23 protein-coding genes and 1 pseudogene are annotated in these 22,996 nt (G+C 61.6%); 9 read left to right on the top strand and 15 right to left on the bottom strand.

Features of this window, described 5'->3' with window-relative positions; translation table 11 throughout:
• On the bottom strand, positions 1-139 hold a 139-nt coding region (locus HMPREF2924_RS35785), incomplete at its 3' end, for a lysogeny maintenance protein PflM (protein WP_168172949.1).
• 175 nt (positions 140-314) lie between these two features.
• Positions 315-587, bottom strand: coding sequence for a MerR family transcriptional regulator (locus HMPREF2924_RS03850; protein WP_004352675.1), 273 nt, complete (start codon positions 585-587; stop codon positions 315-317).
• A 439-nt stretch (positions 588-1,026) separates the two neighbouring features.
• Between HMPREF2924_RS03850 and HMPREF2924_RS03845 the strand changes: the two genes are divergently transcribed.
• The 3 genes from HMPREF2924_RS03845 (at position 1,027) to HMPREF2924_RS33865 (ending at position 3,308) form a co-directional block, all read left to right on the top strand.
• Positions 1,027-1,362, top strand: coding sequence for a hypothetical protein (locus HMPREF2924_RS03845; RefSeq protein WP_023094905.1), 336 nt, complete (start codon positions 1,027-1,029; stop codon positions 1,360-1,362).
• A 93-nt stretch (positions 1,363-1,455) separates the two neighbouring features.
• A complete protein-coding gene (locus HMPREF2924_RS35380) occupies positions 1,456-2,046 on the top strand; it encodes an SLATT domain-containing protein (RefSeq protein ID WP_071536478.1) in 591 nt (196 codons plus the stop codon).
• Positions 2,043-3,308, top strand: a complete 1,266-nt coding sequence (locus tag HMPREF2924_RS33865; RefSeq protein ID WP_023094906.1) for an SMODS domain-containing nucleotidyltransferase — start codon at positions 2,043-2,045, stop codon at positions 3,306-3,308. The genes HMPREF2924_RS35380 and HMPREF2924_RS33865 overlap by 4 nt, the downstream gene beginning before the upstream one ends.
• An 83-nt stretch (positions 3,309-3,391) precedes the next feature.
• Here HMPREF2924_RS33865 and HMPREF2924_RS33860 read toward each other — a convergent pair whose 3' ends face one another.
• The 4 genes and pseudogenes from HMPREF2924_RS33860 to HMPREF2924_RS36295 form a co-directional block, all read right to left on the bottom strand.
• Positions 3,392-4,384, bottom strand: a complete 993-nt coding sequence (locus tag HMPREF2924_RS33860) for a hypothetical protein (RefSeq protein ID WP_003133766.1) — start codon at positions 4,382-4,384, stop codon at positions 3,392-3,394.
• Positions 4,385-4,826: 442 nt separating this feature from the next.
• Complete coding sequence (locus HMPREF2924_RS03840; protein WP_003133769.1) at positions 4,827-5,132, bottom strand: HigA family addiction module antitoxin; 306 nt, start codon at positions 5,130-5,132, stop codon at positions 4,827-4,829.
• A gap of 11 nt (positions 5,133-5,143) precedes the next feature.
• On the bottom strand, positions 5,144-5,422 hold the full coding sequence (locus HMPREF2924_RS33855; RefSeq protein WP_003113526.1) for a type II toxin-antitoxin system RelE/ParE family toxin: 279 nt from the start codon (positions 5,420-5,422) through the stop codon (positions 5,144-5,146).
• A gap of 52 nt (positions 5,423-5,474) precedes the next feature.
• Positions 5,475-5,600, bottom strand: a pseudogene (locus tag HMPREF2924_RS36295) (integrase); the annotation flags it as partial.
• A 150-nt stretch (positions 5,601-5,750) separates the two neighbouring features.
• Between HMPREF2924_RS36295 and HMPREF2924_RS03835 the strand changes: the two are divergent.
• Positions 5,751-7,979: a TonB-dependent receptor gene (locus tag HMPREF2924_RS03835; RefSeq protein WP_003133778.1), complete on the top strand. Its 2,229-nt coding sequence runs from the start codon at positions 5,751-5,753 to the stop codon at positions 7,977-7,979.
• 70 nt (positions 7,980-8,049) lie between these two features.
• Here HMPREF2924_RS03835 and can read toward each other — a convergent pair whose 3' ends face one another.
• The 8 genes from can to HMPREF2924_RS03795 all read right to left on the bottom strand — a co-directional run bounded on the left by can (position 8,050) and on the right by HMPREF2924_RS03795 (position 15,047).
• Positions 8,050-8,697, bottom strand: coding sequence for a carbonate dehydratase (can, locus tag HMPREF2924_RS03830; protein ID WP_003095021.1), 648 nt, complete (start codon positions 8,695-8,697; stop codon positions 8,050-8,052).
• A 61-nt stretch (positions 8,698-8,758) separates the two neighbouring features.
• Positions 8,759-9,997 (bottom strand): C69 family dipeptidase, encoded by a 1,239-nt coding sequence (locus HMPREF2924_RS03825; protein ID WP_003095023.1) that lies wholly within the window; start codon positions 9,995-9,997, stop codon positions 8,759-8,761.
• 198 nt (positions 9,998-10,195) lie between these two features.
• Entirely contained in the window at positions 10,196-10,648 is a 453-nt protein-coding gene (rimI, locus tag HMPREF2924_RS03820; RefSeq protein ID WP_003095025.1) for a ribosomal protein S18-alanine N-acetyltransferase, read from the bottom strand.
• A complete protein-coding gene (locus HMPREF2924_RS03815; protein ID WP_003133781.1) occupies positions 10,645-11,346 on the bottom strand; it encodes a hypothetical protein in 702 nt (233 codons plus the stop codon). The genes rimI and HMPREF2924_RS03815 overlap by 4 nt, the downstream gene beginning before the upstream one ends.
• Positions 11,347-11,605: 259 nt before the next feature.
• Positions 11,606-12,142 carry a DUF6160 family protein gene (locus HMPREF2924_RS03810; protein WP_003133784.1) on the bottom strand — a complete coding sequence of 179 codons (537 nt, stop codon included), beginning with the start codon at positions 12,140-12,142 and terminating at the stop codon, positions 11,606-11,608.
• Positions 12,143-12,172: 30 nt separating this feature from the next.
• On the bottom strand, positions 12,173-13,192 hold the full coding sequence (locus HMPREF2924_RS03805; protein WP_003095031.1) for a hypothetical protein: 1,020 nt from the start codon (positions 13,190-13,192) through the stop codon (positions 12,173-12,175).
• A gap of 1 nt (position 13,193) precedes the next feature.
• Positions 13,194-14,240 carry a DUF6160 family protein gene (locus tag HMPREF2924_RS03800; RefSeq protein WP_003095033.1) on the bottom strand — a complete coding sequence of 349 codons (1,047 nt, stop codon included), beginning with the start codon at positions 14,238-14,240 and terminating at the stop codon, positions 13,194-13,196.
• 204 nt (positions 14,241-14,444) lie between these two features.
• On the bottom strand, positions 14,445-15,047 hold the full coding sequence (locus HMPREF2924_RS03795) for a hypothetical protein (RefSeq protein WP_003095035.1): 603 nt from the start codon (positions 15,045-15,047) through the stop codon (positions 14,445-14,447).
• A 284-nt stretch (positions 15,048-15,331) separates the two neighbouring features.
• On the opposite strand from HMPREF2924_RS03795, the gene mksB reads away from it, so the two are divergent.
• The 5 genes from mksB (at position 15,332) to HMPREF2924_RS03770 (ending at position 22,836) form a co-directional block, all read left to right on the top strand.
• Complete coding sequence (gene mksB, locus HMPREF2924_RS03790) at positions 15,332-16,630, top strand: Mks condensin complex protein MksB (protein WP_003095037.1); 1,299 nt, start codon at positions 15,332-15,334, stop codon at positions 16,628-16,630.
• Complete coding sequence (mksE, locus tag HMPREF2924_RS03785; protein ID WP_003095041.1) at positions 16,620-17,315, top strand: Mks condensin complex protein MksE; 696 nt, start codon at positions 16,620-16,622, stop codon at positions 17,313-17,315. Before mksB ends, mksE begins: the two co-directional genes overlap by 11 nt.
• Positions 17,312-20,158 carry an Mks condensin complex protein MksF gene (mksF, locus tag HMPREF2924_RS03780; protein ID WP_003133787.1) on the top strand — a complete coding sequence of 949 codons (2,847 nt, stop codon included), beginning with the start codon at positions 17,312-17,314 and terminating at the stop codon, positions 20,156-20,158. The genes mksE and mksF overlap by 4 nt, the downstream gene beginning before the upstream one ends.
• Positions 20,159-20,269: 111 nt before the next feature.
• Positions 20,270-21,277 carry an iron ABC transporter substrate-binding protein gene (locus HMPREF2924_RS03775; protein ID WP_003095046.1) on the top strand — a complete coding sequence of 336 codons (1,008 nt, stop codon included), beginning with the start codon at positions 20,270-20,272 and terminating at the stop codon, positions 21,275-21,277.
• Between the two features lie 20 nt (positions 21,278-21,297).
• Positions 21,298-22,836 carry an ABC transporter permease gene (locus HMPREF2924_RS03770; RefSeq protein ID WP_003133789.1) on the top strand — a complete coding sequence of 513 codons (1,539 nt, stop codon included), beginning with the start codon at positions 21,298-21,300 and terminating at the stop codon, positions 22,834-22,836.
• An 80-nt stretch (positions 22,837-22,916) separates the two neighbouring features.
• On the opposite strand, the gene HMPREF2924_RS36880 is transcribed toward HMPREF2924_RS03770, so the two are convergent.
• On the bottom strand, positions 22,917-22,996 hold an 80-nt coding region (locus HMPREF2924_RS36880; protein WP_371855929.1), incomplete at its 5' end, for a hypothetical protein.

The raw sequence follows: 22,996 nt of genomic DNA, 5'->3' as shown, positions 1-22,996 counted from the left end.
GATAGGGCAGCCCAGGGGGCCGGCAGTCCGGACACGGCGACGGGTTGTGCAATGGGATGGCCTGCCTTGCGGACCAGCACACAGAGCAGGCGCAGTCCGGGGCGTGGGTTTGGCGCAGGTAGTAGGGACTGGCGGCCATGGCTCATTTCTGCCCCCTACGACCACAGCGATAGTCTTCAATCGCTCGACGAAGCCAAGCGTTCTCTATCCGGTCGATATCGACAGTCAGGCCGCCCCAGGACACAACCCTGCCGGAGACGCCGCCGACAATGCCCGCGAAGCAGAACTGGAAGGTTTCCATCGGCACTGGGCGATCACTCGGCATCGTAATCACCCTGGCAGAAGATCGATTTGCCCCGGTCGAGGTCACGGCGAATACGGTGCAGGTTCACCACGCGGCGACGGCCAATCTTGGCAGTCGGGATCGTCTTGGTTTCCACCCAGCCCCGCACCACGTCTTCCGTGATGTCTTCCAGACCCAGCATCTGCGCGAAGACCGCCTGCGAGCAGAACGGCGCGGTGCGGAAGTCCGTGACCTTTTCTACAGCACCTGTAACGGTGAACCCCACTATTCCAGACTCTTCCATAGCTGTACCTTATGTTTCACCAATTACGGCAAATCGTATGAATTTGCCATATGTACAAACCATAAAGGCAATTCACAAAATTGTACATATGGCATGCCATGAGTATTTATAATGACGAACAAGCTGTCTGATAGAGCCCTTCAACTGATCAACGCTGCAAGCTTGGTCGAGCTTTCAAAGGCGGGTGATACCGACTACCCACGCTGGGTGAACATCAAGCGAGGGAGAGCACGTGTAGGTGCGGATGAAATCGAGATACTAGGGAAGCTCTACCCTAGCTATAGGTGGTGGTTGCTTACTGGCGAAGTGATACCAGAGAATGGCCAGACTAGTCCCGACTACGATGAGGCCAACCGAAACTTGGCCAATCCAAACGCGGGATAGCGATCACACAGGAAGTAGCTAGGCGCTGGTACGCCCGAAGGAATGGAGAAGACCAATGAAAAGGATGCTGCTGGCCCTAGCCCTAGCCCTAGCCGCAAGCCCTGCACTCACAGAAGAATCCAAGTCCATTGCCACCCAAGTGGGTGACGCCATCCGGCCTGCCGCCGAAGCCTATGGCAAAGGCATGCAGAAGCTAGTGAACGAACTGTTCGCCGGATCAAAAGGCCCCATGGGCGAAGCCGCCCGAGCCAACCTCAAAGCCCAAGATCAACGAGAACGCGAAGCCAATCGCGGGGTTCGTCGCACCATGAAGGAATGCATCAAGCCTGGGAACGTCATTGATGATGATGTGAAGGAATGCATTGAGGGGATTAGAACTAAGGAGTGGTAGGTATAATTAGCAAAAGCCTTTTGCATAGTTAATTGGAAAGTAGCTAAACAAAAAGACATAGGCTCTAAATATACAGCCATTGAGGGTGGGAATATGGAAAAAGCAACATTGCTTAAGATGATTGCTGAGAGAGGGTATGACGCAGGATACTGTGCAAAGCTTCATTTCTCTACATTTGATATTGTAGAAAAAGTGCCGGGCTGGGTGGGGCTGTTGACTACGGTTATAGGGATTTTTGCTCTTGTAGTCCCAGATTTTGAATCGAAGATAATATCTGCATCAATGGTTGCGATAGGGGTAACGACTCTATATATCAATTTTTATAATGATAAAAAATCAGAGTATTTTGAGGCTGGACGTAAGTTAGCATTAATTTATGATAAGCTAAAAAAACTTCATGCGAAAGTTAAGGTTGCTAGTCCAGAGGAATTGGTTGCAGCTGAGGCTGAGTTTGACAGATTATCAAGTGAAATTCATGCTCTTTGCATGAGTAAACATATTTTTTCAGCAGGATGGCTTGCTCATAAGAAGTTTTTTTGGGAACAGCAGACTGACTGGATAGAAGAAGATAGACCTTTTAGCTTTTATCGCGACAAGATACCTATGTCTGTTTATCTTTTTGTACTGGCAGCATTTATTGGTCTGATTGCATATAAATATATGAAGGCAGGATGTCTGTTATGAGTGCTGATCTATTTAGCGTTTTTCGCTCTAACTTGGCAGTAAAAAATGCTGACGAGATCAGCGTGAGCTACAAAAAGATTACCAAGAAGCTCAATGAGAAATATTATGACTCGGAGTCGGAATTTTTACATTGTAGGCAGGTGGGATCCTATGGGAGAAGGACTGCGGTTGACGGTGTAAGCGATTTGGATATGGCTTTTCTCTTGCCATGGGATGTTTACCATAGATTTAATAATTATGCTAACAACAAACAGTCTGCGTTGCTTGGTGAGATTAGGAAAGAATTGTCCGACTTGTATCCGAATAAAACTGTTCGGGCGCAGCAGCAAGTAGTTTCGGTTGACTTTGGTACTTATGTCGTAGAGGTTTTGCCCGCGTTTGAGAATGAGGATGGAAGCTATACATACCCTGATGCAAATGATGGGGGGAGCTGGGAGGACTGCAATCCAATTGCTGAAATTGAAGAAGTTGATGAGTTGCACAAGTCTACCAATAGCAACTTGAAGCGGCTTTGTAAAATGGTCAGAGCTTGGAAAAATGACCATGGCGTTGCAATGAAGGGGATGTTGATTGATACGTTGTGTCATAACTTTTTCAAGCAGACAGATGATTATGATGACGCAACGTATAAACATTACAAGAATTTGGTAAAAGATTTCTTTGCATTTCTTGTTGATCAAGATGAAGATCAAGAGTATTGGCTAGCTCCTGGAAGTAAATCAAGAGTATATAAAACTGGAAACTTCCATGCCAAAGCGAAGAAAGCTCTACGCAGGTGCACTGAGGCACTTGAAGATGAAGCCGTAGCGCATGAACGGTGGAAGACAGTGTTTGGCGTTCATTTTCCCGATGTTGAAAATGAGGAAGAACGCCAGCAGGCATATAAAGAAGAATTTATTAATGAGAAGTTTTCTCTAGACATAAAATACAGTCTAAAAATAGATTATTCGGTAGAAAGTGTAGGTGAAAGCTTGAGGGCGTTGATGTCAAGGGTTATTGACTATAGGTTGCCCAAGGAGAAGAAATTAACTTTCTATATAGTTAGCGATAATGTTGAGCCGCCTTACAAGATATATTGGAAAGTTAGAAATACAGGCCGTGAGGCAGTTAAAAGAAAAATGCAAAGAGGTAATATCGTGATTGATAGTGGGGCTAGACAAATAACCGAAACCTCAAATTTCGATGGGGATCATTTTGTAGAGTGTTACGCAGTAAAGAACGGTGTTTGCGTGGCGAGGGGACGAGTTTATGTACCTATATAGCAATGATAGGGGAGCCGGCTAGCCTATGCATAAGATGTGTTGGCCGGATTTAGATATTTTTAATGTGCAGGGTTTTGAATTATTTAAATTCCGCTAAATAAGTCGTTGCTTTCTTCAGTTTCAAGAGCCTCCAGATGTGAGAAATAAAGCTTTGGTCTTTTAGCTGTGGTTCTTCCTTTTTCATCTGTACGATCTACTGTGCCAAAGAGTCTGCAACGAAGGAATAGCAGTGGCTTATATCGAACGATGCTGCCTGTTTCTGGATAGGCAGTTAAGATGTGGTCAAGATACTTAAAGCCCATTGAGTTTGATGTTTTGTTCTCTCTGGTAACCTCTCCCTCTAGAACAACGTTTTCCCCGTGACGAAGTTCTGGGAAAAGAGGCTCGTCGGGATCCTCATTTTCTTCATCACAAAAAATATATTTGTCATCTTCGGTGATGGTTACTTCGTCAATAATGGTGCCGTTGATATCCCCGATTTTTAGACTTCTACCTTCTATTACCAAAGAAACTAACCCTTCAAGAATTTTTGGATCGCTTTGGATGTATAGATCAAGGACGTATTTGGGGATATAAAGGTATTCGCCGGCATCATTCCTTATTCCGATTGAATTGTTATTGTCGGCAAATTTAACGTCTTCAAATGGTTTGGTTTCAATGCGGCCAAGATGCTTTCCAAGGCGAGCGAACCATTTTATTGCTGACAGGGCTTTGCTAAAGATATCCCTCACGCCAAATTCATCGAAATCGCGTTCTGCCATCTTTTGAGCAGCTTGAGTCAAATATGCAGTTGCTGCTATTCCTAAGCTGGCCTGAACCCAGCCAGAGACAGTTTCAGGAATCAATGCTTCCCAAGAGCCTTCTCTGACTTTTACAGGAATTTCAAAATCAATCCCTTTGAACGCGGGGTTTAATTTGATAATGAAGTGTCGGAGCGCATGATCCATGCCTAGCAAGGCGTCTGCTTGTTTACGGGCATCCATGATCCCCCGCTCTAATCCTTTACCATCATATTTTATGTAACCCAGAAAGCCATCAATGCCTGAGTTAGATTCAAAGAAAAGGTCGCTATTCATTATTCCAAAGTTCCTTCTATGGATGCAGCCTAGAAAGTGAGTAAAGCTAAGGGGAGTTAACTTAAAAGTGATTGCCCTTGGCAAAACGCCATTACGAAAGCTACCCCGATAGGCGGGCTTAGGTAAAGAGCTTGAGGTGACTACATTGGTCGAATTTTCTGGAAGGGACTGGTCTAGCCAGCGTAGGGGAGGGCTGGAAAGCCCGATTTATGGGGCTTTCTGGCTCAGTCGGGCGGCTCGTAGCGGATTCATAATGCTGATGTCCCAGGTTCAAGTCCCGGTGTAGCCACCATATTTTTCAAGGGGTTAGCGTAAGCTAACCCCTTTTTGTTTTGGTCGGCAGACTACAAACCGACTACAAACCGTCTACGCCCCCCTTTACCGATTTACGGTTCGCATAAAAAAGCCCCGCATCTGCGGGGCTCTCCGATCCACGTCACCACTATCCGTGAGCAAGCAGCGGCTCAATCTCATGTTCGATCTGCTCGCCATTCGCCGCATAAGCAGTTGCTAACGAGTACTCACTCTGGAGATTCATCCAGAACTGAGCGGACGTATCAAAGTAACGCCCCAGACGAATCGCCATATCTGCGGAGATACCACGCTGCTCACGAACGATATCGTTCACTGTCGGAGCGGAGACTTTCAAAGCGCGTGCTAGGGCAGCTGGAGAGATATCCAACTCCATCAGAAACTCATCGCGTAATATTTCCCCAGGATGGATGGGGCGCATACCATTGGTAGCCATGGTCCACCTCCTCAGTGGTAATCAACTATTTCGACTTCTTCGGGACCCGCATCCGTCCAGACGAAACAGACACGCCACTGGTCATTGATCCTGATGCTATGTTGGCCCGCCCGCTTTCCCTGCAACGGCTCCAACCGGTTTCCAGGTGGAGAGCGCAAGTCTCGAAGCTCCGTAGCCGCATGAAGCATTGCGAGCTTACGCGTAGCGACTGTGAGGATCGCTCCCCACCGCCTCGAAAGACCCGTCTCAAAAAGCTGACGAGTCTCGTCGCAGCGAAAGGTCAGAATCATTCATTAACCCTTAACGTTAAGCGTTAACTTCACTACAGATTACCACAGATCCTCATGTGGTCAATTTGTAGCCAGACTGAGTAATCGGAGAAAAGCGCATCGCCGATTCCAAGTGCTCCGGCGTTAGGTGCGCATACCGCATCGTCATCGAGGAATGCCCGAGGATCCGCTGTAGGGCCACGCCATGCGCAGCGCCCCGTGTCAGGCATTTCATCTTGCTTTGGAAGCCAGGCATGCCTCATTGAAACAGTTCGAATCATTTGATAATCATTATCGATTTGTTTAGCTTTGCCGCCCATCAAAACAACAGCAACTCGGACATCTCCTCATGCCCCGCTCCATCCCTTCGCGCCCGGCTCCCCTGGCGCTTTCCCTGTCCCTCTTCGCTTCGTTTTCCGCTCCTGCGCTGGCTGCCGATCCGGTGGAGCAGCAAATGGTGGTGATCGGCTCGCGCGCGCCGACCAGCATCAGCGAGTTGCCCGGCACGGTCTGGGTGATCGAGCGCGAGCAACTGGACCAGCAGACCCAGGCCGGCGTGCCGCTGAAGGAGGCGTTGGGACAATTGATCCCGGGCCTGGATATCGGCTCCCAGGGTCGTACCAACAACGGGCAGAACCTGCGCGGACGCAGCGTGCTGGTGATGATCGACGGGGTGTCGCTGAACAGTTCGCGGGGCATCAGCCGGCAGTTCGACTCCATCGACCCATTCAACATCGAGCGCATCGAGGTGATGTCCGGCGCCAGCGCGGTGTACGGCGGCGGCGCCACCGGCGGGATCATCAACATCGTGACCAAGAAGGGCGTCGGCGGCGACACTCGCTTCAACACCGAGCTTGGCGCCCGCAGCGGCTTCCAGAGCCACGAGGATCACGACCTGCGCGCGGCGCAGTCGATCAGCGGCGGCAACGACCTGTTCAACGGCCGCCTGGCCATCGCCTACCAGAAGAACGGCGCGGCCTACGACGGCAGTGGCGACCAGGTACTGACGGACATCACCCAGACCGACCTGCAGTACAACAGGTCGGTGGACCTGATGGGCAGCCTTGGCTTCACTTTCGCCAATGGCCACAGCCTCGATCTCGGCCTGCAGTACTACGACTCCGGCTACGACGGCGACCGCGGCCTCGATCTCGGGCGCAACTTCGATGCCCTGCGCGGACGGGCACCCTATTCGATCAAGGGCGGCGTCGACCTCGACCGCGAGCCGGAGAGCAAGCGCCATCAGTTCAACGCCACCTACCACGCGCCGGAAGTGCTGGGTCACGACCTCTACCTGCAGGCCTACTACCGCAACGAGAAGATGGCCTTCAACCCCTTCCCCACCATCCGCTACAGCAATAGCGGCGCGATCAACTACGGCACCTCCTACTACTCGGCCTCGCAGCAGGACACCGACTACTACGGGATGAAACTGGCCCTGGTGAAGACCTGGGAGCGCGCCAGCCTGACCTACGGGGTGGACTTGGACCGGGAAAAATTCACGTCCGACCAGATGCTCTTCAACCTGCCGCTCGCCGCCGCCAGCGGCGGGCTGGTAGCCAGTGAACAGGCCAAGCTGGGCCGCTACCCGGACATCGATACCGACAGCCGCGCCTTCTTCCTCCAGGGCAGTTGGAAGGCCACCGACGACCTGACCCTGAGCGCCGGCGTGCGGCGCCAGTCGATGAGCACCGACGTCAGCGACTTCGTTGCGGCGAACCAGCAGATCCTCATCGCCAACGGCCTCGGCAAGACCGCCGACGCGGTTCCGGGCGGGAGCAAGGACTACGACGTCAACCTGGTCAACGTCGGCGCCATCTACAAGCTGAACCTGCAACAACAGGTCTGGGCCAACTACAGCGAAGGCTTCGAGCTGCCGGACCCGGCCAAGTACTACGGTTTCGGACGCTACGGCGCAGCCGACGGCAATGGCCACTACCCGCTGTTGCAGGGGGTCAGCGTGAACGACTCGCCGCTGGACGGGATCAAGACCAAGCAGGTCGAGCTGGGCTGGCGGCACACCGACGGTGCCCTGGATACCCAGGTGGCGGCGTTCTATTCCTGGTCGGACAAGAGCATCAAGTACGACTCGAAGACCCTGGCGGTGCTGCAGCAGGACACCAAGAAGCGCAACTACGGCCTGGAGGGCCAGGCTACCTACTGGCTGGACGATCACTGGCAGGTCGGCGTCAACGGCCTGGCCATCCGCTCCCAGGAGAAGGTCGACGGCCGCTGGCTGAAGCAGGACGTGACCTCGGCCAGCCCGTCCAAGGCCGGCGCCTTCGTCGGCTGGAAAGACGATCAGCGCAGCCTGCGCCTGCAGGGCGTGCGCACCTTCAACCTGAACGACGAGGCGGGCAACAAGATCGACGGCTACGCGCTGTTCGACCTGCTCGGCACCCAGGCGCTGCCGGTGGGCACCCTCACCGCGGGCATCCAGAACCTGCTGGACAAGGACTACACCACGGTCTGGGGACAACGCGCCCAGGTCTACTACGGCGGGCTCGCACCAGCGGGACTGTTCGACTACAAGGGACGGGGACGGACCTACAGCCTGACGTATAGCGTGGAGTTCTGAAGCCCGTCCTCGACAGTTCCCCTGTCCCTCCAGGGACAGGGGAACTCGTGGGAAAGAGCTTCCGCCTCTCTCAGCAGCAACCGCCCAGCGGACTCAAGCGATACTGCGGCGGCAACTGGTCGAGGCCGCTGACGGTGACGTTGAGGTTCTTCCACAGGCCATCCTTGATCCCGTAGATGCAGCCATGCACGGACAGCGACTGGCCGCGGTGCCAGGCGTTCTGGACGATGCTGGTGTGGCTGACGTTGGCCACCTGCTGGATCACGTTGAGCTCGCAGAGGCGATCGACGCGCTCCTCCTCGGTCGGCAACTGCTCCAGGTGCTCGCGGTATTCGTAGGCGAGGTCGCGAATGCTGCGCAGCCAGCCGTCGATCAGGCCGAGCTGGTCGTTGTGCAGGGAGGCGCGCACGCCGCCGCAGCCGTAGTGGCCGGTGACCAGGATGTGCTTGACTTTGAGCACGTCGACGGCGAACTGGATCACCGACAGGCAGTTGAGGTCGGTGTGCAGCACGACGTTGGCGACGTTGCGATGGACGAACAGGTCGCCGGGCAGCATGCCGACGATTTCATTGGCCGGCACCCGCGCGTCGGAGCAGCCGATCCAGAGGTACTCGGGGGTCTGCTGGCGGGCCAGCTTGGCGAAGAAGTCCGGGTCTTCCTGCTTGATCGCTTCGGCCCAGCGGACGTTGTTCTCGAACAGTTGCTGCAAGTCGCTCATGGCATGCCCCTCGTTTGACCGGTGCAGCACCTTACGGAAGGCGATGCCCGTTTGACAAGCGTCACAGCGCGGCGTGACTACGCCACCAGCGCTGCTGCGCCAGCGGCTGCATGGCGACCTGATCATGCCAACAGGCGTGCCAGGCTGCGGCGTCCTCTGCCAGGCGCGGCCAGTCGGGCTGTGCGAGGTCGGCGAAGAGTTCCCGTTCCAGCCAATCACGGCCGCTGCGCAGGAGCCGGCGGAAGGCTCGGTCGGTGAGCGCGCGGCGGTGCACCGCCTCGAAGCGCCACCAGGGGGATTCCTGTACCGCCTCGCGCGGCTGGCTGAGCACGGCGGCGCCGGAGGCCGGATCGAAGGACAGCGGCTGGAACAGTCCCAGGCACGGCGCCGAAGTACCGGTGGCGGCCAGTAGCGGGCCGTCGTCGCGCAAGCGGGCGACCAGACTGGCGGTGGTCTGCGAAGGCCGCCAGAAGCTGCCGGCGTGCATGCATACCTGGCGGTTGTTGTGGCGGCGGAAGTGGTCCCCGCGCGGGCCATGGTGGCGCAGCGCGACGAACAGCGCGTGCCAGTCCGGCTCGCCAGGCAGACTGTCGAGGAAGCGCTGGTTGATCCGACAGCGCCGGTGCGCACCGCCGACCCAGGGTAGCAGGCGGGTGTCGAAGACCCGCGCGAAGTGGAAGTCGCCGCGACCATCCCAGCAGCCCTGGCGGCGTGCCTGGTCCTCGAGGTCGCGGCTGCACAGGTCGAATTCGTGGCCAAGGGTCAGGGCGTTGGAGATGGCCCAGCGCTCGACCTTCTTCGCCGCCCACAGGTTGCCGGCGGTTTCCAGCACCCAGGCTTCGCCGGGGTCGGCGATGAGAAAGCTGTTGTCGTAGCGGATGCGCTTGTCACGGTAGCCGGCCGGGCCGCCCTGGCCGTAACGCTGCAACAACCCGGTGATCACCTCTAGCGCCTCGCGGGCGCTGGCGCCGCGCTCCAGTCCCAGGCGCAGCAGGTCCATGCCGAGCAGCGCGGTGCCGCGCTGACGGGTCAGCTTGGTGAACACCGCTTCGTTGCCGATGGCCACGCCGTGCTCATTGACGCCCATTTCCGCGCCCCAGATCCAGCTCGGCTGGCTGATCACCAGCGCATGTCGCTGGGCGGCCTGGGGAATGTCGAGGTAGGTGGTGCGCAAGCGCGCTTCCGGATCGTTGCGCACCGCCGGCAGGCGCAGCAGACGCTGCGGTTCGGCGGGCTCGCGGTCGCTGTTCTTGGCGAACCAGGTCTGGCCCTGGTGGCGAAGGATCAGGGTGTCGCACATGGGGGGCTCCAGTCTGCGCATCCTGCCACCGGCCGCTGTCGACCTGACTTCGCACTCCCGCGAAGGGTTACCGCATGAAGGGACCTGCCTGCGGTATGCAGGCGAGAATCGGAATGCTGGTAAGGGTACGGCGGTGCCAGAAGGCCAGCCAGCTACTCCAAGTGATAGCTAGTTGCCGGCAGGGAAGCGGAGCAAGCCTCAGTCGAACAGGGTGCAGGCCATGACCAGGGCGTCTTCGCGCCCGCCGACGGCGGGGTAGTAGTCGCGACGGCGGCCGATCTCGTTGAAACCGTAGCGTTCGTAGAGGCGGTAGGCGGCCTGGTTGGAAGCGCGCACTTCGAGGAAGCATTCGCGAGCCTGGTGGCCGGCCGCCTCGCGCATCAGGTGTTCGAGCAGGCGCAGACCGAGGCCACGCCCCTGGCTTTCGGGCTTCACCGTGATATTCAGCAGGTGCGCCTCGTCGAGGATGATCTGGATGACGCCATGGCCGACCTGCTGGCTACCCTCGAACATCAGCCAGCAATGGTAGTTCTTCAGGCCTTCGCTGAAGATGCCACGGGTCCATGGGTGGCTGAAGGCGGCATATTCGATTTTCAGCACGGCATCGAGGTCCGCCTCGGTCATCGGGCGGAAGGAAATCGCATCGCTCATTGAATCTCGCTCGACCAGCGCTGACGGACACGGCGCATGGCGCGCCACAGCTCGCCCTTGAGGGCGGGTTCTTCCATGAGGGCCTCCAGGCCCGGCACGGCCCAGGTTGCGCCCAGACCGTCCACCTGCAGTTCGCGGAACAGGCTGCCCTCGTCGCCCTCGCCGGCGAAGCGGATCGCCGGCAGGCCGACCAGCCACAGGCAGCGGCTGCGCTCGCTCTCCTCCATGCGCGCGGCGACGAAGCTCTGGACGAACTCCAGGGCCGCCTGCGGCCCCTGGTCGAGGTTGCCGCGCGCCAGCAGCGGCCAGCGTACCGGTTCGCCGATCAGCCGCGGGCTGTCCGGCAGGCCAGCGGCGCGCAGCAGGTCGCGCAGCAGCAGGTAACCCGGATCGCGGCTGGCGAAGGGTTCACCGGTGGGCAGTTCGACCAGCAGGGTGCAGGAGCCCGCCTGTAGCAGTTGCAAGGCGAAGCGCGGCGGCGGGGCCTGGACCGCCGGCGGCTCGGCCGGGGCCTCTTCGACCGGCGCGACTGGCTCGGCTTTCTTCGCCGCCGGGGCGCCCGGCTTCGGCAGGCTGATCGGGATCCCCCGGCCTTCCGCGGGCGCGGCGGGAGCCACGCTCGGCGCGCTGGCCGGCGCCTCGGCTTGCAGGACGCGGGCCTGCGGCGCATCGATCGCGGCGCGCGCACGCACAGGCACCGCCGGCTCTTCCCGGGGCGGGGTCTCCAGCAACTCCGGCCGCGAGGGTGCGGCGAACGGCAACGGCTGGCGGGGCAGCCAACTGGTTATCTGCATCGCGCCCAGGAAGGCGCGGCGACGCTGTTCTTCGATCAAATCTCGGGCACCGGCAATTAGGCGATGCGCGGGGACGGTTTCGCCCCCGGCGTTCAGGCAGGCAATGATAGCGGTTCTTCGACCTCGGCGGAGCGGCTTTGTCCCGCCATGCGACGGTTCGCCCTCAACGCGGGGCGACGGTGAAGATGTTGACGTTGCCTTGCAGCTTGAGGGTGCCGTCGATGCGTGCGCTGACCAGGTTGGTCTGCACCAGCCCGGAATCGGTACCGCGCGCCTTGTTGGCGCCAGCGATGGTGAAGCGCAGGTCCTGGAAGCTGGTGTCCTTCAGGCCGACGCGCAGCACCGGGCGGTTGAAGGCAGCGCCGTCGCCGCCGAAGCCGTCCTTGATGGTCACCACGTCCAGGGTGACTTCGTCGAAGCTGAACTTGCCGCTGATATCGTCGATCACCAGGTAGTTGTTGCCGCTGCCGGCCGGCTGGATCGCCAGGCGCGCGCCGCAGCCGCCGGCGCAGCGCGTCTGCGAAGGATTTTCCTGGAGATTGAGCGAGGCGCTGATGCTGATCCCGGCCTGGCCGACCACGTCGTCCAGATCGCTATCGCCCAGCGAGCGCAACTCGGCCCCGGCCGAAGCGCTGAACAGCAGCGCCAGCGCCGCGAGGATGCCGATGCCGCCTGCCAGTGGATGAGTCTGCTTGGCCATGTGCTGCGTACCTCGTTTCGCGCCGCCACCTCAGAGGTTGTGCGACGTCACCTTCAGGTAGTTGAAGCTGAGCCCGGATATCTCGTTGCGGCCCATGTTGTAGCCGCCGGTCGGTACCTGCCCGTAGCCTGGCCGGGTACCGCCGATGTTGAGGTTCTCGATCACCAGGCTGGTGCGCGGCGCATTGGCGTAGAAGTCGGCGGCGTTGGCCAGGGTCAGCTTGGGCAGTTCGAAAGTGAAGTTGCCGTCGGCGGTGACCGAGAACAGCAACGGCTGCGACTTCCCGTAGCCAAGCGCGACGCTGGCATAGGCGTTGGTCAGGTAGACGGTGCGCGCAGCCTGCTCGGCGGCGCTGACGCAACTGGGCGAGCCAGCACCGCAGGACATGATCTCGAAAGTCTTGGCGTAGAGGTTCAGGCGCATCTCGCCAACCAGTTGGCTGCGCGCGTTGGCGCCCCAGAAGCGCAGGTAGGAACCGTCCATCGCCAGTTCGGAGAAGTCCAGGTTGAGCACATCGGTGCGCGTGGAAGTGACGCCGAAGTCGAAGCGGATGCCGGCGTCGACCTTTTCGCTGGCCCGGCTCGAGCAGTTGCTGCCGGCACCGGCGTAACCAGCGATGCACGGCTGGCCGCCGGCGCCGCTCACCAGGCTGGGGAAGGCCAGTTCGATCACGTCCGCGGTGTCCGGCAAGGTGCTGACCACCCGCCCGTCGTCGAGCTGGGTGGTCAGCACCGAACCCTTGGCCAGATTCAGCTTGAACGGGAAATTGAGACGGCCGAGAGTCACCGGCGCCAGGGTGCTGCCCTTGTTGCTGCCAGTGGCGGCGACGTACAGCTCCTTTACCGTGATCGGCACGTTCTGCCCGGTGGCGGTGTTGGTCACGCCATTGATCGCGATGGTGGCCTTGTTGCCGTCGACCATGGCGCTGTCGAGGACGAAGCCGATGCCGGCGCCCTGCACGTCCGACAGTTGCTCGTCGTCGAGCGCTGTCATCTCGGCATGGGCGAAGGGGGCGGCCAGCAGGGCCGCGAGCAGGCAGGCGCGACTCATCTCAGCAGCCCTTGTTCAGGCCGCCCAGGCAGGTGTCCTGCCGTGGAATGCCATTGAAGGCCTGACCGAAGTCGACCTTGATTGGCGCCGTTCCATCGGCGTTGCGCGACATGTTGAGGAAGGCACCGGCCAGCGCGGCGACCAGCTTGGAGGGATCCTGCTGGTCGCGCCACTGGACGTTCTGGCTCTGCATCGAGATGAAGAAGCCTTTCGACGAGTCGATGAAGTTCTGCGCATTGTTCGGATCCACGGTGCCGATCGGGAACGACTGGTACTGGGCCAGGTTGAAGCAGGTCTGGGCGCCCATCAGCTTGCAGTCGTTGGAGGTCAGGAAGGGCAGCAGGACGTTCACCAGGCTGCCGATGATGGTGCTGTCGTGCATGTCCAGGGCCGTGCCGTTCTTCAGGCCGATCATGGCAGCGCGGATCGGGTCGGGGTTGCCGGAGCTGTTCACCAGTTCTGCCTGGGCGGTGTACTGAGAGCTGCCGGTGAGAGTGATGGCGGTCTTCGCCGCCAGGCAGTCGAGGGCCAGCAGGCCGCAGGAAATGCTGCCTCCCAGTTGGCTGCCGGTGCCGTACAGGTCCACCGGCACGTTGCCGGTGAGGGTCTTGATATCGCCCGAGAGGTAGCCCTTGGCTTCGCCGAAACCGATACGGATGCCGACCATCTTGCTGCCGTCGTAGGCGAACTCGATGTAGGGATTGCTGATGAGGAACGGGTTGATCGCGCCGGTGGCGTCGTTGACCGTGCCCAGGGCGAAGTTGTCGATGGCGATGTCGGCACTGCCGGCAAGCTCGCCGCTGCGGTTGTACTGGCCCAACTGCAGCTTCTTCATGTTCAGTTGGGTCTCGATGTCGGCGCCGAAGTTGATGCGGGTGAAGTTCAGTCCGTTGGCGGCGTCGGTGGTGAGGTTGATGAAGGCCTGGCCGACCACGTCGGAAAGCTGGTCGTCGTCCAGCGACTCCATCCTCGCCTGGGCGGTGGCAGCCAGCAGACCGGCGCCGCAGAACAGCGCGCAACGCAGCAGGAAGGGCAGACGACGGGACATGGGCTCACCTCTTGTTCTTCTCGTGGCCGACGGCAGAGACACTGCGACCTGTAGTCACTATAGAAAGCCCCGGGCGAATCGGGGCCGACCCATAGTCGAGAAAAACCGCCGAACGACGCGGTCGCCGCGCTCGCTGCAGCGGATGAGCGGTCGCTCGGCCAGGATGGATGTTACTCATCGTCACACGGGGGTAACGTCAGCCCTTCACTGCTGGCGGAACAGGCCGATCAGATGGTCGGCAATGGCGCCCTTGATGGCGTTGAGGCTGAGCAGGGAGTGTGCGCTGAGGCGGGCGGGGTTGATCCGGTGCAGGTGCAGCGAGGGCATGCGCGCTTCGTACTCGCGCAGGTCGCCCTTGACCAGGATCGGCAGGAACACGTCGTCGTGAGCCTGGTAACGCTGGATCAGCAGTTTCAACCCTTCCTGGAACGGCAATTCCTTCGACGCCACCAGGCGGTGCTCGCCGGGAATCTTCAGGTAGAGCCCGCGATAGCCCATGGTCTCGCCCGGCAGGATATGGATCCCGGTGGGCTCCACCGCGGCCAGCGGGATATCGTGGAAGGTGTCGTGCCAGGCCTGCTCGCTGGGCAGGATGGTGATGCCGCCATGGTCGCTCTCGGGAATCACGAAGCTGTAGTTGCTGTAGAGCTTCTCGACATAGGCCGAGTAGATGCACAGGCGGTTCTCGAAACGTTTGAGGAAGGCGATCGCCTCGCTGCGGTTGGTGATGGCATCCAGGTCCCAGGCAAGGTCACCCTGGTTCTGCAGTTCGGCCCAGCGGGCCTCGGCGTAGGCGGCGTCGTTCAAGAGTCGGCATTCATTTGGAATAGACAGGCCAGGGGACTTCAGCAGAAAGCGTGCCAGCCCCTGGAAGCCCCATTCCCCGGACCAGGCGGGGCAGGAAAGTCCTTACGCAGTCATAAACTGCCGCTTTTCGACACCTCGATGATAGCCAGATGCCATCCGCCGATACCGGGCCCGTACCTGCGCCGCAGACGTGTCGACGGCCTGCATCGCACTCATCGGCGGCGTCTGCGTCGCCCGTACCTTTGCAGTACAATCGGCGCTTTTTCCACGGACCGGCCCTCCCGATGATCGACCCCCGACGCGTACTGCGTGCGCTTGCCGAACACTGGGCCCTGCTCGAGCCTCTCTGCGAGCGCTTCGATGCCGGCACCCTGAGCCTGGCGGAACTGCGCAGCCAGTTGAACACCCAGTTACCGGAAAGCAACCCGGCGGAAATCACCGCCCTGCTCGACCAGTGGATCCGCCTGGATATCCTGGTCCCGGTGGCCAAGAGCCCCAACCGTTTCGAGCTGAACGCGCAGATCCACGACTTCCTCGCCTACCTGCGCCACGAGCATCGCCTTGGTCTGTGCCTGGAGATCGAGGCCTACCTGCGCCATCTGGAGCGCCTCGCCGGGTACATCCAGGACGCCTTCGAGACCCGCGACAGCCAGGACCTGGCGCGCCAGCTGCGACTGCTCGACATGCGCGTGCGCGATGTACTGAAGAAGCTCGGCAATGACGAGCAGGCACTGATCGGCGTGGCCGAGCGGGCCAAGACCAGCGACCGGCAGATTCCCCTGGCGCAGCGCTACGCGGAGGTCCTGGCGACCTGGGACGAGTACGTCGAGCCGATGATCCAGCTGGTCAGCGCCGACGGCGCCTTCGAGCAGGGCGTGCGGCGGGTCGAACAGGTCCTGCTGCGCCTGCTAGGCGAACAGCAGCGCCTCGGCCACCTGGTCGACGACGACCTGGTGCTGCGCACCCACGCGCGCATCCTCGAGATGCAGACCAACGCCCAGCTGACCCTGCGCCGCGCCCGCGAATTATTGCTGCCGCTGCGCGAGGAAGCGCGCCGGCACAACGCGGTGACCCGTGGCGCCGCCCTGGCGCTGGCGGCGATCCGGCGCAAGGGCCTGGACGCCGTGCCGCAGGCGGCGATGCCGCTGTTCACCCGGCCGCAGAGCACCTTCCTCGGCACCGCCTCGCAGGTCGAGAGCTACGTCTTCGCCCTCGCCCGCTTCGAGCCGAAGCCGGCGCAGTTCCCCAAGTCCAGCGGCACGCGCAAGAGCAACGGGCCGGCGCGACCACCGCGGACCGCGCGGGAAATGATCGAGCGCTGCCAGGCGGCGCTGCCGCTGCCGGACCTCATGCAATGGCTGCTGGCCCAGGAACCGGACGGCGCCACCGACGAGTTGCTCTACTGGTTCTCCCGGCTGTCGCGCGACGCGCGCTTCCAGCGCGAACGCCTGCAACGCCGCGAGTACGAAACCACCGAACATTGCGTCAGCCTCTGCTCCTTCGCCCTGAACCCCGCCGCCAAGGACAAGGGCCAGGCCAGGGACGCAGACACCCTTTCCGCGAGCGAAACCCATGCATCTTGATCTCTCCGAACTGACCCAGCTCGCGCCGATCTTCCGCGAGCTGTTCAAGGGCTACCACATCAGCCACCGCGACCCCGAGCTGTACACCCAGCTGTCCTCGCACCAGGACCAGTACCGCGGCCTGTTCCGCGCCATGGGCTTCGAGCTGGTCTGCGACACCCGCGGCTTCTACTACTTCGTCCCGGAGCAGGTCGGCGCCCAGGTGAACAAGACCGCACAACGCCTGGCGCTGTTCACCTTCATCCTCGTCGAACACCTCGCCGACCAGGGCCGCGACCCGCTGTCCGTGCTGGACGGCGGCAGCATCGGCCGCGAAGAGCTGCCGCCGCTGCTGGAGAAATACCGCGACCTGTTCCTCCAGGCCGAGGTGCAGACCCAGGAAGAACTGGAAGAGAAAGTCATGCGCCGCCTGACCCAGCTCGGCTTCGCCTCCGAGGACAGCGGCGTGTACCGCTTCATGCCGCCGATGCACCGTTTCCTCGACGTCTGCCTGTCGGTGCAGCAGGACCGCAACCTGTCCGCCAGCCTGCACGCCGACCTGCCGTTGCAGACGCCGGTGCTGGTCGATGACGGCGAGATCGAACCGCTGATGGCCAGCGACGAAGAATTGTCCGAAGAGAGCGAGGAAGACGCCCTCGCCCGCGCCATCGCCGAAGAACACGCGCAACAGGAGGCTGACGCATGAGCCAGACCCGCTACGGCATCCGCCGCTTCGCCCTGCTCAATACCGCCGGCTACAGCCTGGGTATCTTCCCGCTGGAAAACCCGCTGTCGATCTACGGCGCCAACAACCTGGGCAAGAGCGCCTCGATCAACGCCCTGCAGTTCCCGATCCTTGCCCGCCTGTCGGACATGAGCTTCGGCAAGTACAGCATGGAGCAGTCGCGGCGCTTCTACTTCGCCTCGGACACCAGCTACATTCTCCTCGAACTGATGCTGCCCCACGGTCCGCACGTGATCGGCGTGGCCGGGCGCGGCCCGGGCGGCGGCTTCAGCCACCAGTTCTTCGCCTACGCCGGCGAGCTGAGCCTGGACCACTACCAGAAGAACGGTACCTGCCTGCGCCAGCGCGAGCTGTTCGCCAACCTCGAGCGCGAAGGCATCAAGGCCTACGAGGTGAAGCCGGAAGAGCTGCGCCGCCTGCTGGTCGGCGGGCACACGTCGATCCCGCTCGACCTGACCATGATCCCGCTGCGCTCCACCAGCGAGCAGAGCCTGAAGACCTTCCGCTCGCTGTTCATCAACCTGCTGCACATGCGCGAGATCACCGCGGCCAAGCTCAAGCAGCTGTTCCTCGACGCCTTCGAGCACAGCCTGCGCTCGGGTAACGTCGACTACATCGCCGCCTGCGAGGAGGCGTTCCGCGACGTGCGGCGGATGGAGCAGGACTACCAGGCGCTGGTCGCCGCCGGCCCGCTGGTGGAAGCCCTGGCCAACGGCGTGACCCAGCGCGACGTACTGCGCGGCAAGATGCACCGCCTTTCGCCGCTGCTCGACAGCCTGCTCGGCACCTGGCACGACTACGCCGGGGCGCGCCGCGAGGAACTGCTGATCCAGCACGAGCAATACCGCGCCGAGCAGGACGGCCTGCAGAACGAACAGCGCGGCGGCACCCAGGAGCTGATGCGCCTGGAGCGCGAAATCGCCGGCATCCAGCGCTGGCTCGGCGAGCTGTCGGTACTCAAGACCCGCTTCGCCCTGGTCGACGACGCCAAGGTCCTCGAACAGCAGTTGCTCGCCGCCAAGGATGCCCACGACGAACTGGCCGGCGCCCTGGCCCATTCGCGGCAGTTCTCCAGCGAAGACCTGGAAGAGCGCCTGCGCGACCTGGAAAAACGCCTGAAGAACGTCCGCCAGCAGCTCGAACACGCCGACAACAACAGCTACGCACGCCTGCGCGAGGAGTTCAGCCAGCAGGACGTGGAACGCCTGATGCGTCTGTTCAACGGCGCGCTGTTCAGCCTGCCGCTCGGCGAGAACGGGGTGAACCTGGATGACGGCGACGTCTGGGTGAAGAGCGTCGAAGCCATCCTCGACCACTTCAAGGGCGAGCATTTCGAAGCCCCTGGCCTGAGCATCGACCTGTCGCACATCGAACCGCCGGCGTTGCAGGCCCTGGCCGACCGCGCCGCCCTGCGCGACCAGAAGGAGCGCCTGGAGAAGGAGCTGAAGCAGCTCAAGACCCAGCAGAGCGTCGCCGCCGACCGCGCCGCGAGCAAGGCCCAGGCAGAGAAGCTGTACCAGGACGTGCTGGATGCGCAGAAGGCCCTGGAAGACTTCCGCCGCACCCAGACGCTGACCGCCGAGGAGCCCGAGAAGCTCGCCGAACTGGCCCAGCTGGAGGCGTCCCAGGACGAACTCAAGCGCTCCAGCGACGCCTTCGCCGAGCGCGTCCAGCAACTCTCCGCGCGCCTGCAACTGGTGGCCCGGCAACTGGGCGACCTGGAGGCCAAGGAGCGCACCCTGGAAGATGCCCTGCGCCGCCGCCAGCTACTGCCGGCCGACCTGCCCTTCGGCACGCCGTTCATGGAGCCGGTGGACGACTCGCTGGACAACCTGCTGCCGCTGCTCAACGACTACCAGGACACCTGGCAGGCGCTGCAGCGCATCGACGGGCAGATCGAGGCGCTGTACGCCCAGGTGCGCCTGAAGGGCGTCGCCAAGTTCGATAGCGAAGACGACACCGAGCGCCGCCTGAAGCTGTTGATCAACGCCTACGCGCATCGCCAGGACGAGGCCCTGACGCTGGCCAAGGCGCGCCGCGCGGCGGTCACCGACATCGCCCGGACCCTGCGCAACATCCGCAGCGACTACGACAACCTGGAACACCAGTTGGCCCTGTTCAACCGCGAGATCAACAAGCGCCAGGTTTCCAACCTGCAGAGCTTCCGCATCGTCCTCGCGCCGAACAAGGATGCGCTCAAGCACATCGACCAGATCATCCACAGCGCCGGCCAGTACGAGGAAGGCGAAAACCTCTCGGTGTTCGACCTGACCCAGAGCGCCGAGCAGGACGCGAAGAACGAGGAGGCCAAGGAATACCTGGCCCGCCTGGTCGCCGCCAACCACAACCAGTTGGGCCTGAAGGACCTGTTCGAACTAGCCTTCGAGATCACCAAGGTCAACGGCCAGCCGATCATGCACACCGACATCGACGGCGCCGCCTCCAACGGCACCACCATGACCATCAAGGCGCTGACCAACATGTACCTGTTGCTGCACCTGATGGACCGCGAGCAGGCCGGGCGCGTGCGCCTGCCCTACTACCTGGACGAGGCGGCGGACATCGACGAGCGCAACCAGGCCGCGCTGCTGGAGACCAGCCTGCAACTGGGCTTCGTGCCGATCCTGGCGAGCGTGAAGCCGCAGGTTTCCGCACACGTGGCGATCGACCTGGAAGGCGGTAGCGGCCCGAACGGCATCTATATCGACGAAGCCGACTGGAAATACATCCGTCGCCGGGATGCCGCCGCCAGCGGCGAAACCCGCGTAGCCAGCGAACCGGAGGAAGCCGGCGAACCGGCGTGAAGCGTCTGCCACGGCCCTGCCTGACAGGGCCGTGGACTTTTCCGATAGGCCCGAAGCTCCCACGAAGATATAATTGGTTACATTCGCATTTGTAACCCACGGGGAGAATCCATGCCTGTTCGACTTCTCAACCGTTTCCGCCACGCCGCCCTGGCGTGCCTGCTCGGTTCGCTTTCCCTCAATGCGGCGGCCGATCCCGTCACCCTTACCCTCTACAATGGCCAGCACGCCGCCACCGGTATCGCCATCGCCAAGGCCTTCCAGGACAAGACCGGCATCCAGGTGAAGATCCGCAAGGGCGGCGATGGCCAGCTCGCCAGCCAGATCACCGAGGAAGGCGCGCGCTCGCCGGCCGACGTGCTCTACACCGAGGAATCGCCACCGTTGATCCGCCTGGCCAGCGCCGGCCTGCTGGCCAAGCTGGAGCCAGAGACCCTGGCCCTGGTCGAGCCGGAGCACGCCGGCGGCAACGGCGACTGGATCGGCATCACCGCCCGCACCCGGGTACTGGCCTACAACCCGAAGAAGATCGACGAGAAGGATCTGCCGAAGAGCCTGATGGATCTTTCCGATCCGTCCTGGTCCGGCCGTTTCGGCTTCGTGCCCACCAGTGGCGCCTTCCTCGAACAGGTCGCCGCCGTGATCAAGCTCAAGGGCCAGGAGGAAGCCGAGGATTGGCTGACCGGCCTGAAGGCCTTCGGCTCGATCTACACCAACAACGTCACCGCCATGAAAGCCGTGGAGAACGGCGAGGTCGACATGGCGCTGATCAACAACTACTACTGGTACACCCTGAAGAAGGAAAAGGGCGAGTTGAACTCGCGCCTGCACTACTTCGGCAACCAGGACCCGGGCGCGCTGGTCACCGTCTCCGGCGCCGCAGTGCTCAAGTCCAGCAAGCACCCCAGGGAAGCCCAGCAGTTCGTCGCCTTCATGCTCAGCGAGGAAGGCCAGAAGGCGATCCTCAGCCAGTCCGCCGAGTACCCGATGCGCAAGGGGATGCAGGCCGATCCGGCGCTGAAGCCGTTCGCCGAACTGGACCCACCGAAACTGACCCCGGCCGACCTGGGTGAGGCCAGCGAGGCCCTCAGCCTCGAACGCGACGTTGGCCTGAATTGATCGGCGCCGCCTCCACGCCCGTGCGCCTGCGCACGGGCTCGCGCCGGCGAACGCCATTCTGGCTGTTCCTGCCGGTCCTGCTCCTCGCCCTGCTGGCCAGCCTGCCGCTGCTCTACGTCGCGGCCAAGGCCTGGGACGCCGGCTGGCACACCGCCTGGCAACTGCTCTGGCGCCCCTACGTATTCCGCTTGCTGGGCAACACCCTGTGGCTGATGTTCGGCGTGACCCTGCTCAGCGCCCTGCTCGGCCTGGCCCTGGCCTGGTGCGTCGAGCGCAGCGACCTGCCGGCACGGCGCTTCTGGAACGTGGTGCTGTGCCTGCCGTTCGCCATCCCCGCCTTCGTCAGCAGTTTCACCTGGGTTTCGCTGAGCCCGATGTACGAAGGCCTCGGCGGCGCCATCCTGGTCATGACCATGTCCAAGTATCCGCTGGTCTACCTGCCGGTAGCGGCGACCCTGCGCGGCATCGATCCTTCCCTGGAGGAGTCAGCGCGGATGCTCGGTCTGTCGCGGCGCCAGGTGTTCCTGCGGGTCACCCTGCCGCTGCTGCGCCCGACCCTGGCCGCCACCGGGCTACTGGTGGCGCTGCACATGCTGGTGGAGTTCGGCGCGCTGTCGATCCTGCGCTACCAGACCTTCACCACAGCCATCTACCAGGAGTTCGAACTGGAGTTCAGCAACGCCACCGCGGCGATGCTCTCCTCGGTACTCCTGGCGCTGTGCTTCCTGCTGCTCTGGCTGGAGTTGCGCATGCGCGGCCGCAGCCGCCTGGTACGCACCGGCCAGGGCAGCGCGCGGCGGGCCGAACGGGTCCGCCTGGGGTTCGGCAAGTGGCCGCTCCAGGCGCTGCTGGCGACGCTGGTGCTGGTCGGTACCGGTATCCCCCTGGTGATGCTCGGTTATTGGCTGTACGAAGGTTCCTCGGCCAGCTTCCCGCTGATGGAAATCGCCTCGACCCTGCTTTCCTCCCTGTCGCTGGCCTTCGGCGGGGCCCTGCTCAGTTGCCTGCTGGCGCTGCCGGTAAGCATCCTGGTGGTGCGCTACCCCGGCGCCCTGGCGCGCTGGACCCAGCGCCTGCCGTACCTGCTGCAAGCGTTGCCGGGACTGGTGATCGCACTCTCGCTGGTGTACTTCTCGCTGCACTACCTGCCAGCCACCTACCAGACCACCGGCTTGCTGCTGGTCGCCTATGCCCTGCTGTTCATGCCGCTGACCCAGGCACCGATCCGCGTGGCCCTGGAAAAGGCCTCGCCGCAGTTGGAGGAAGCCGCCCGCACTCTCGGCCAGACGCCCTTGATGGCCTTCCTGCGGATCACCCTGCCGATCATCTCGCCGGCCATCGGCGCCGGATTCGTGCTGGTGTTCCTCGACACCATGAAGGAACTGACCGCCACCCTGGTGCTAGGTCCCACCGGGCTGTCGACCCTGGCCACCTCGGTCTGGGTGCACACCGCCAACCTGGAGTACGCTGCCGCCGCACCCTACGCCGCGCTGCTGATCCTGATCTCCGGCTTGCCGGTGTACCTGCTGACCACCCGGGCGCATCTCAGCACTCACTGACACCCACTCCCCAGCAGGCAGGCATGAACGAAAACGCCGCTTACCCAGGTAAGCGGCGTTTCTTTTTGCCGGTCCGACAATCAGCGGCGGGCGGTTTCCTTCAGAGGAATCTTCGGCGCCCACTCCAACCATTCGTCATTGGCCGAATCGAACAGGGCGA

The sequence above is a fragment of the Pseudomonas sp. HMSC063H08 genome, assembly GCF_001813645.1.
GTDB lineage: Bacteria > Pseudomonadota > Gammaproteobacteria > Pseudomonadales > Pseudomonadaceae > Pseudomonas > Pseudomonas aeruginosa.
Note: the sequence above shows the minus strand (reverse complement) of the source record. Positions and strands in the feature narration are given on the sequence as shown.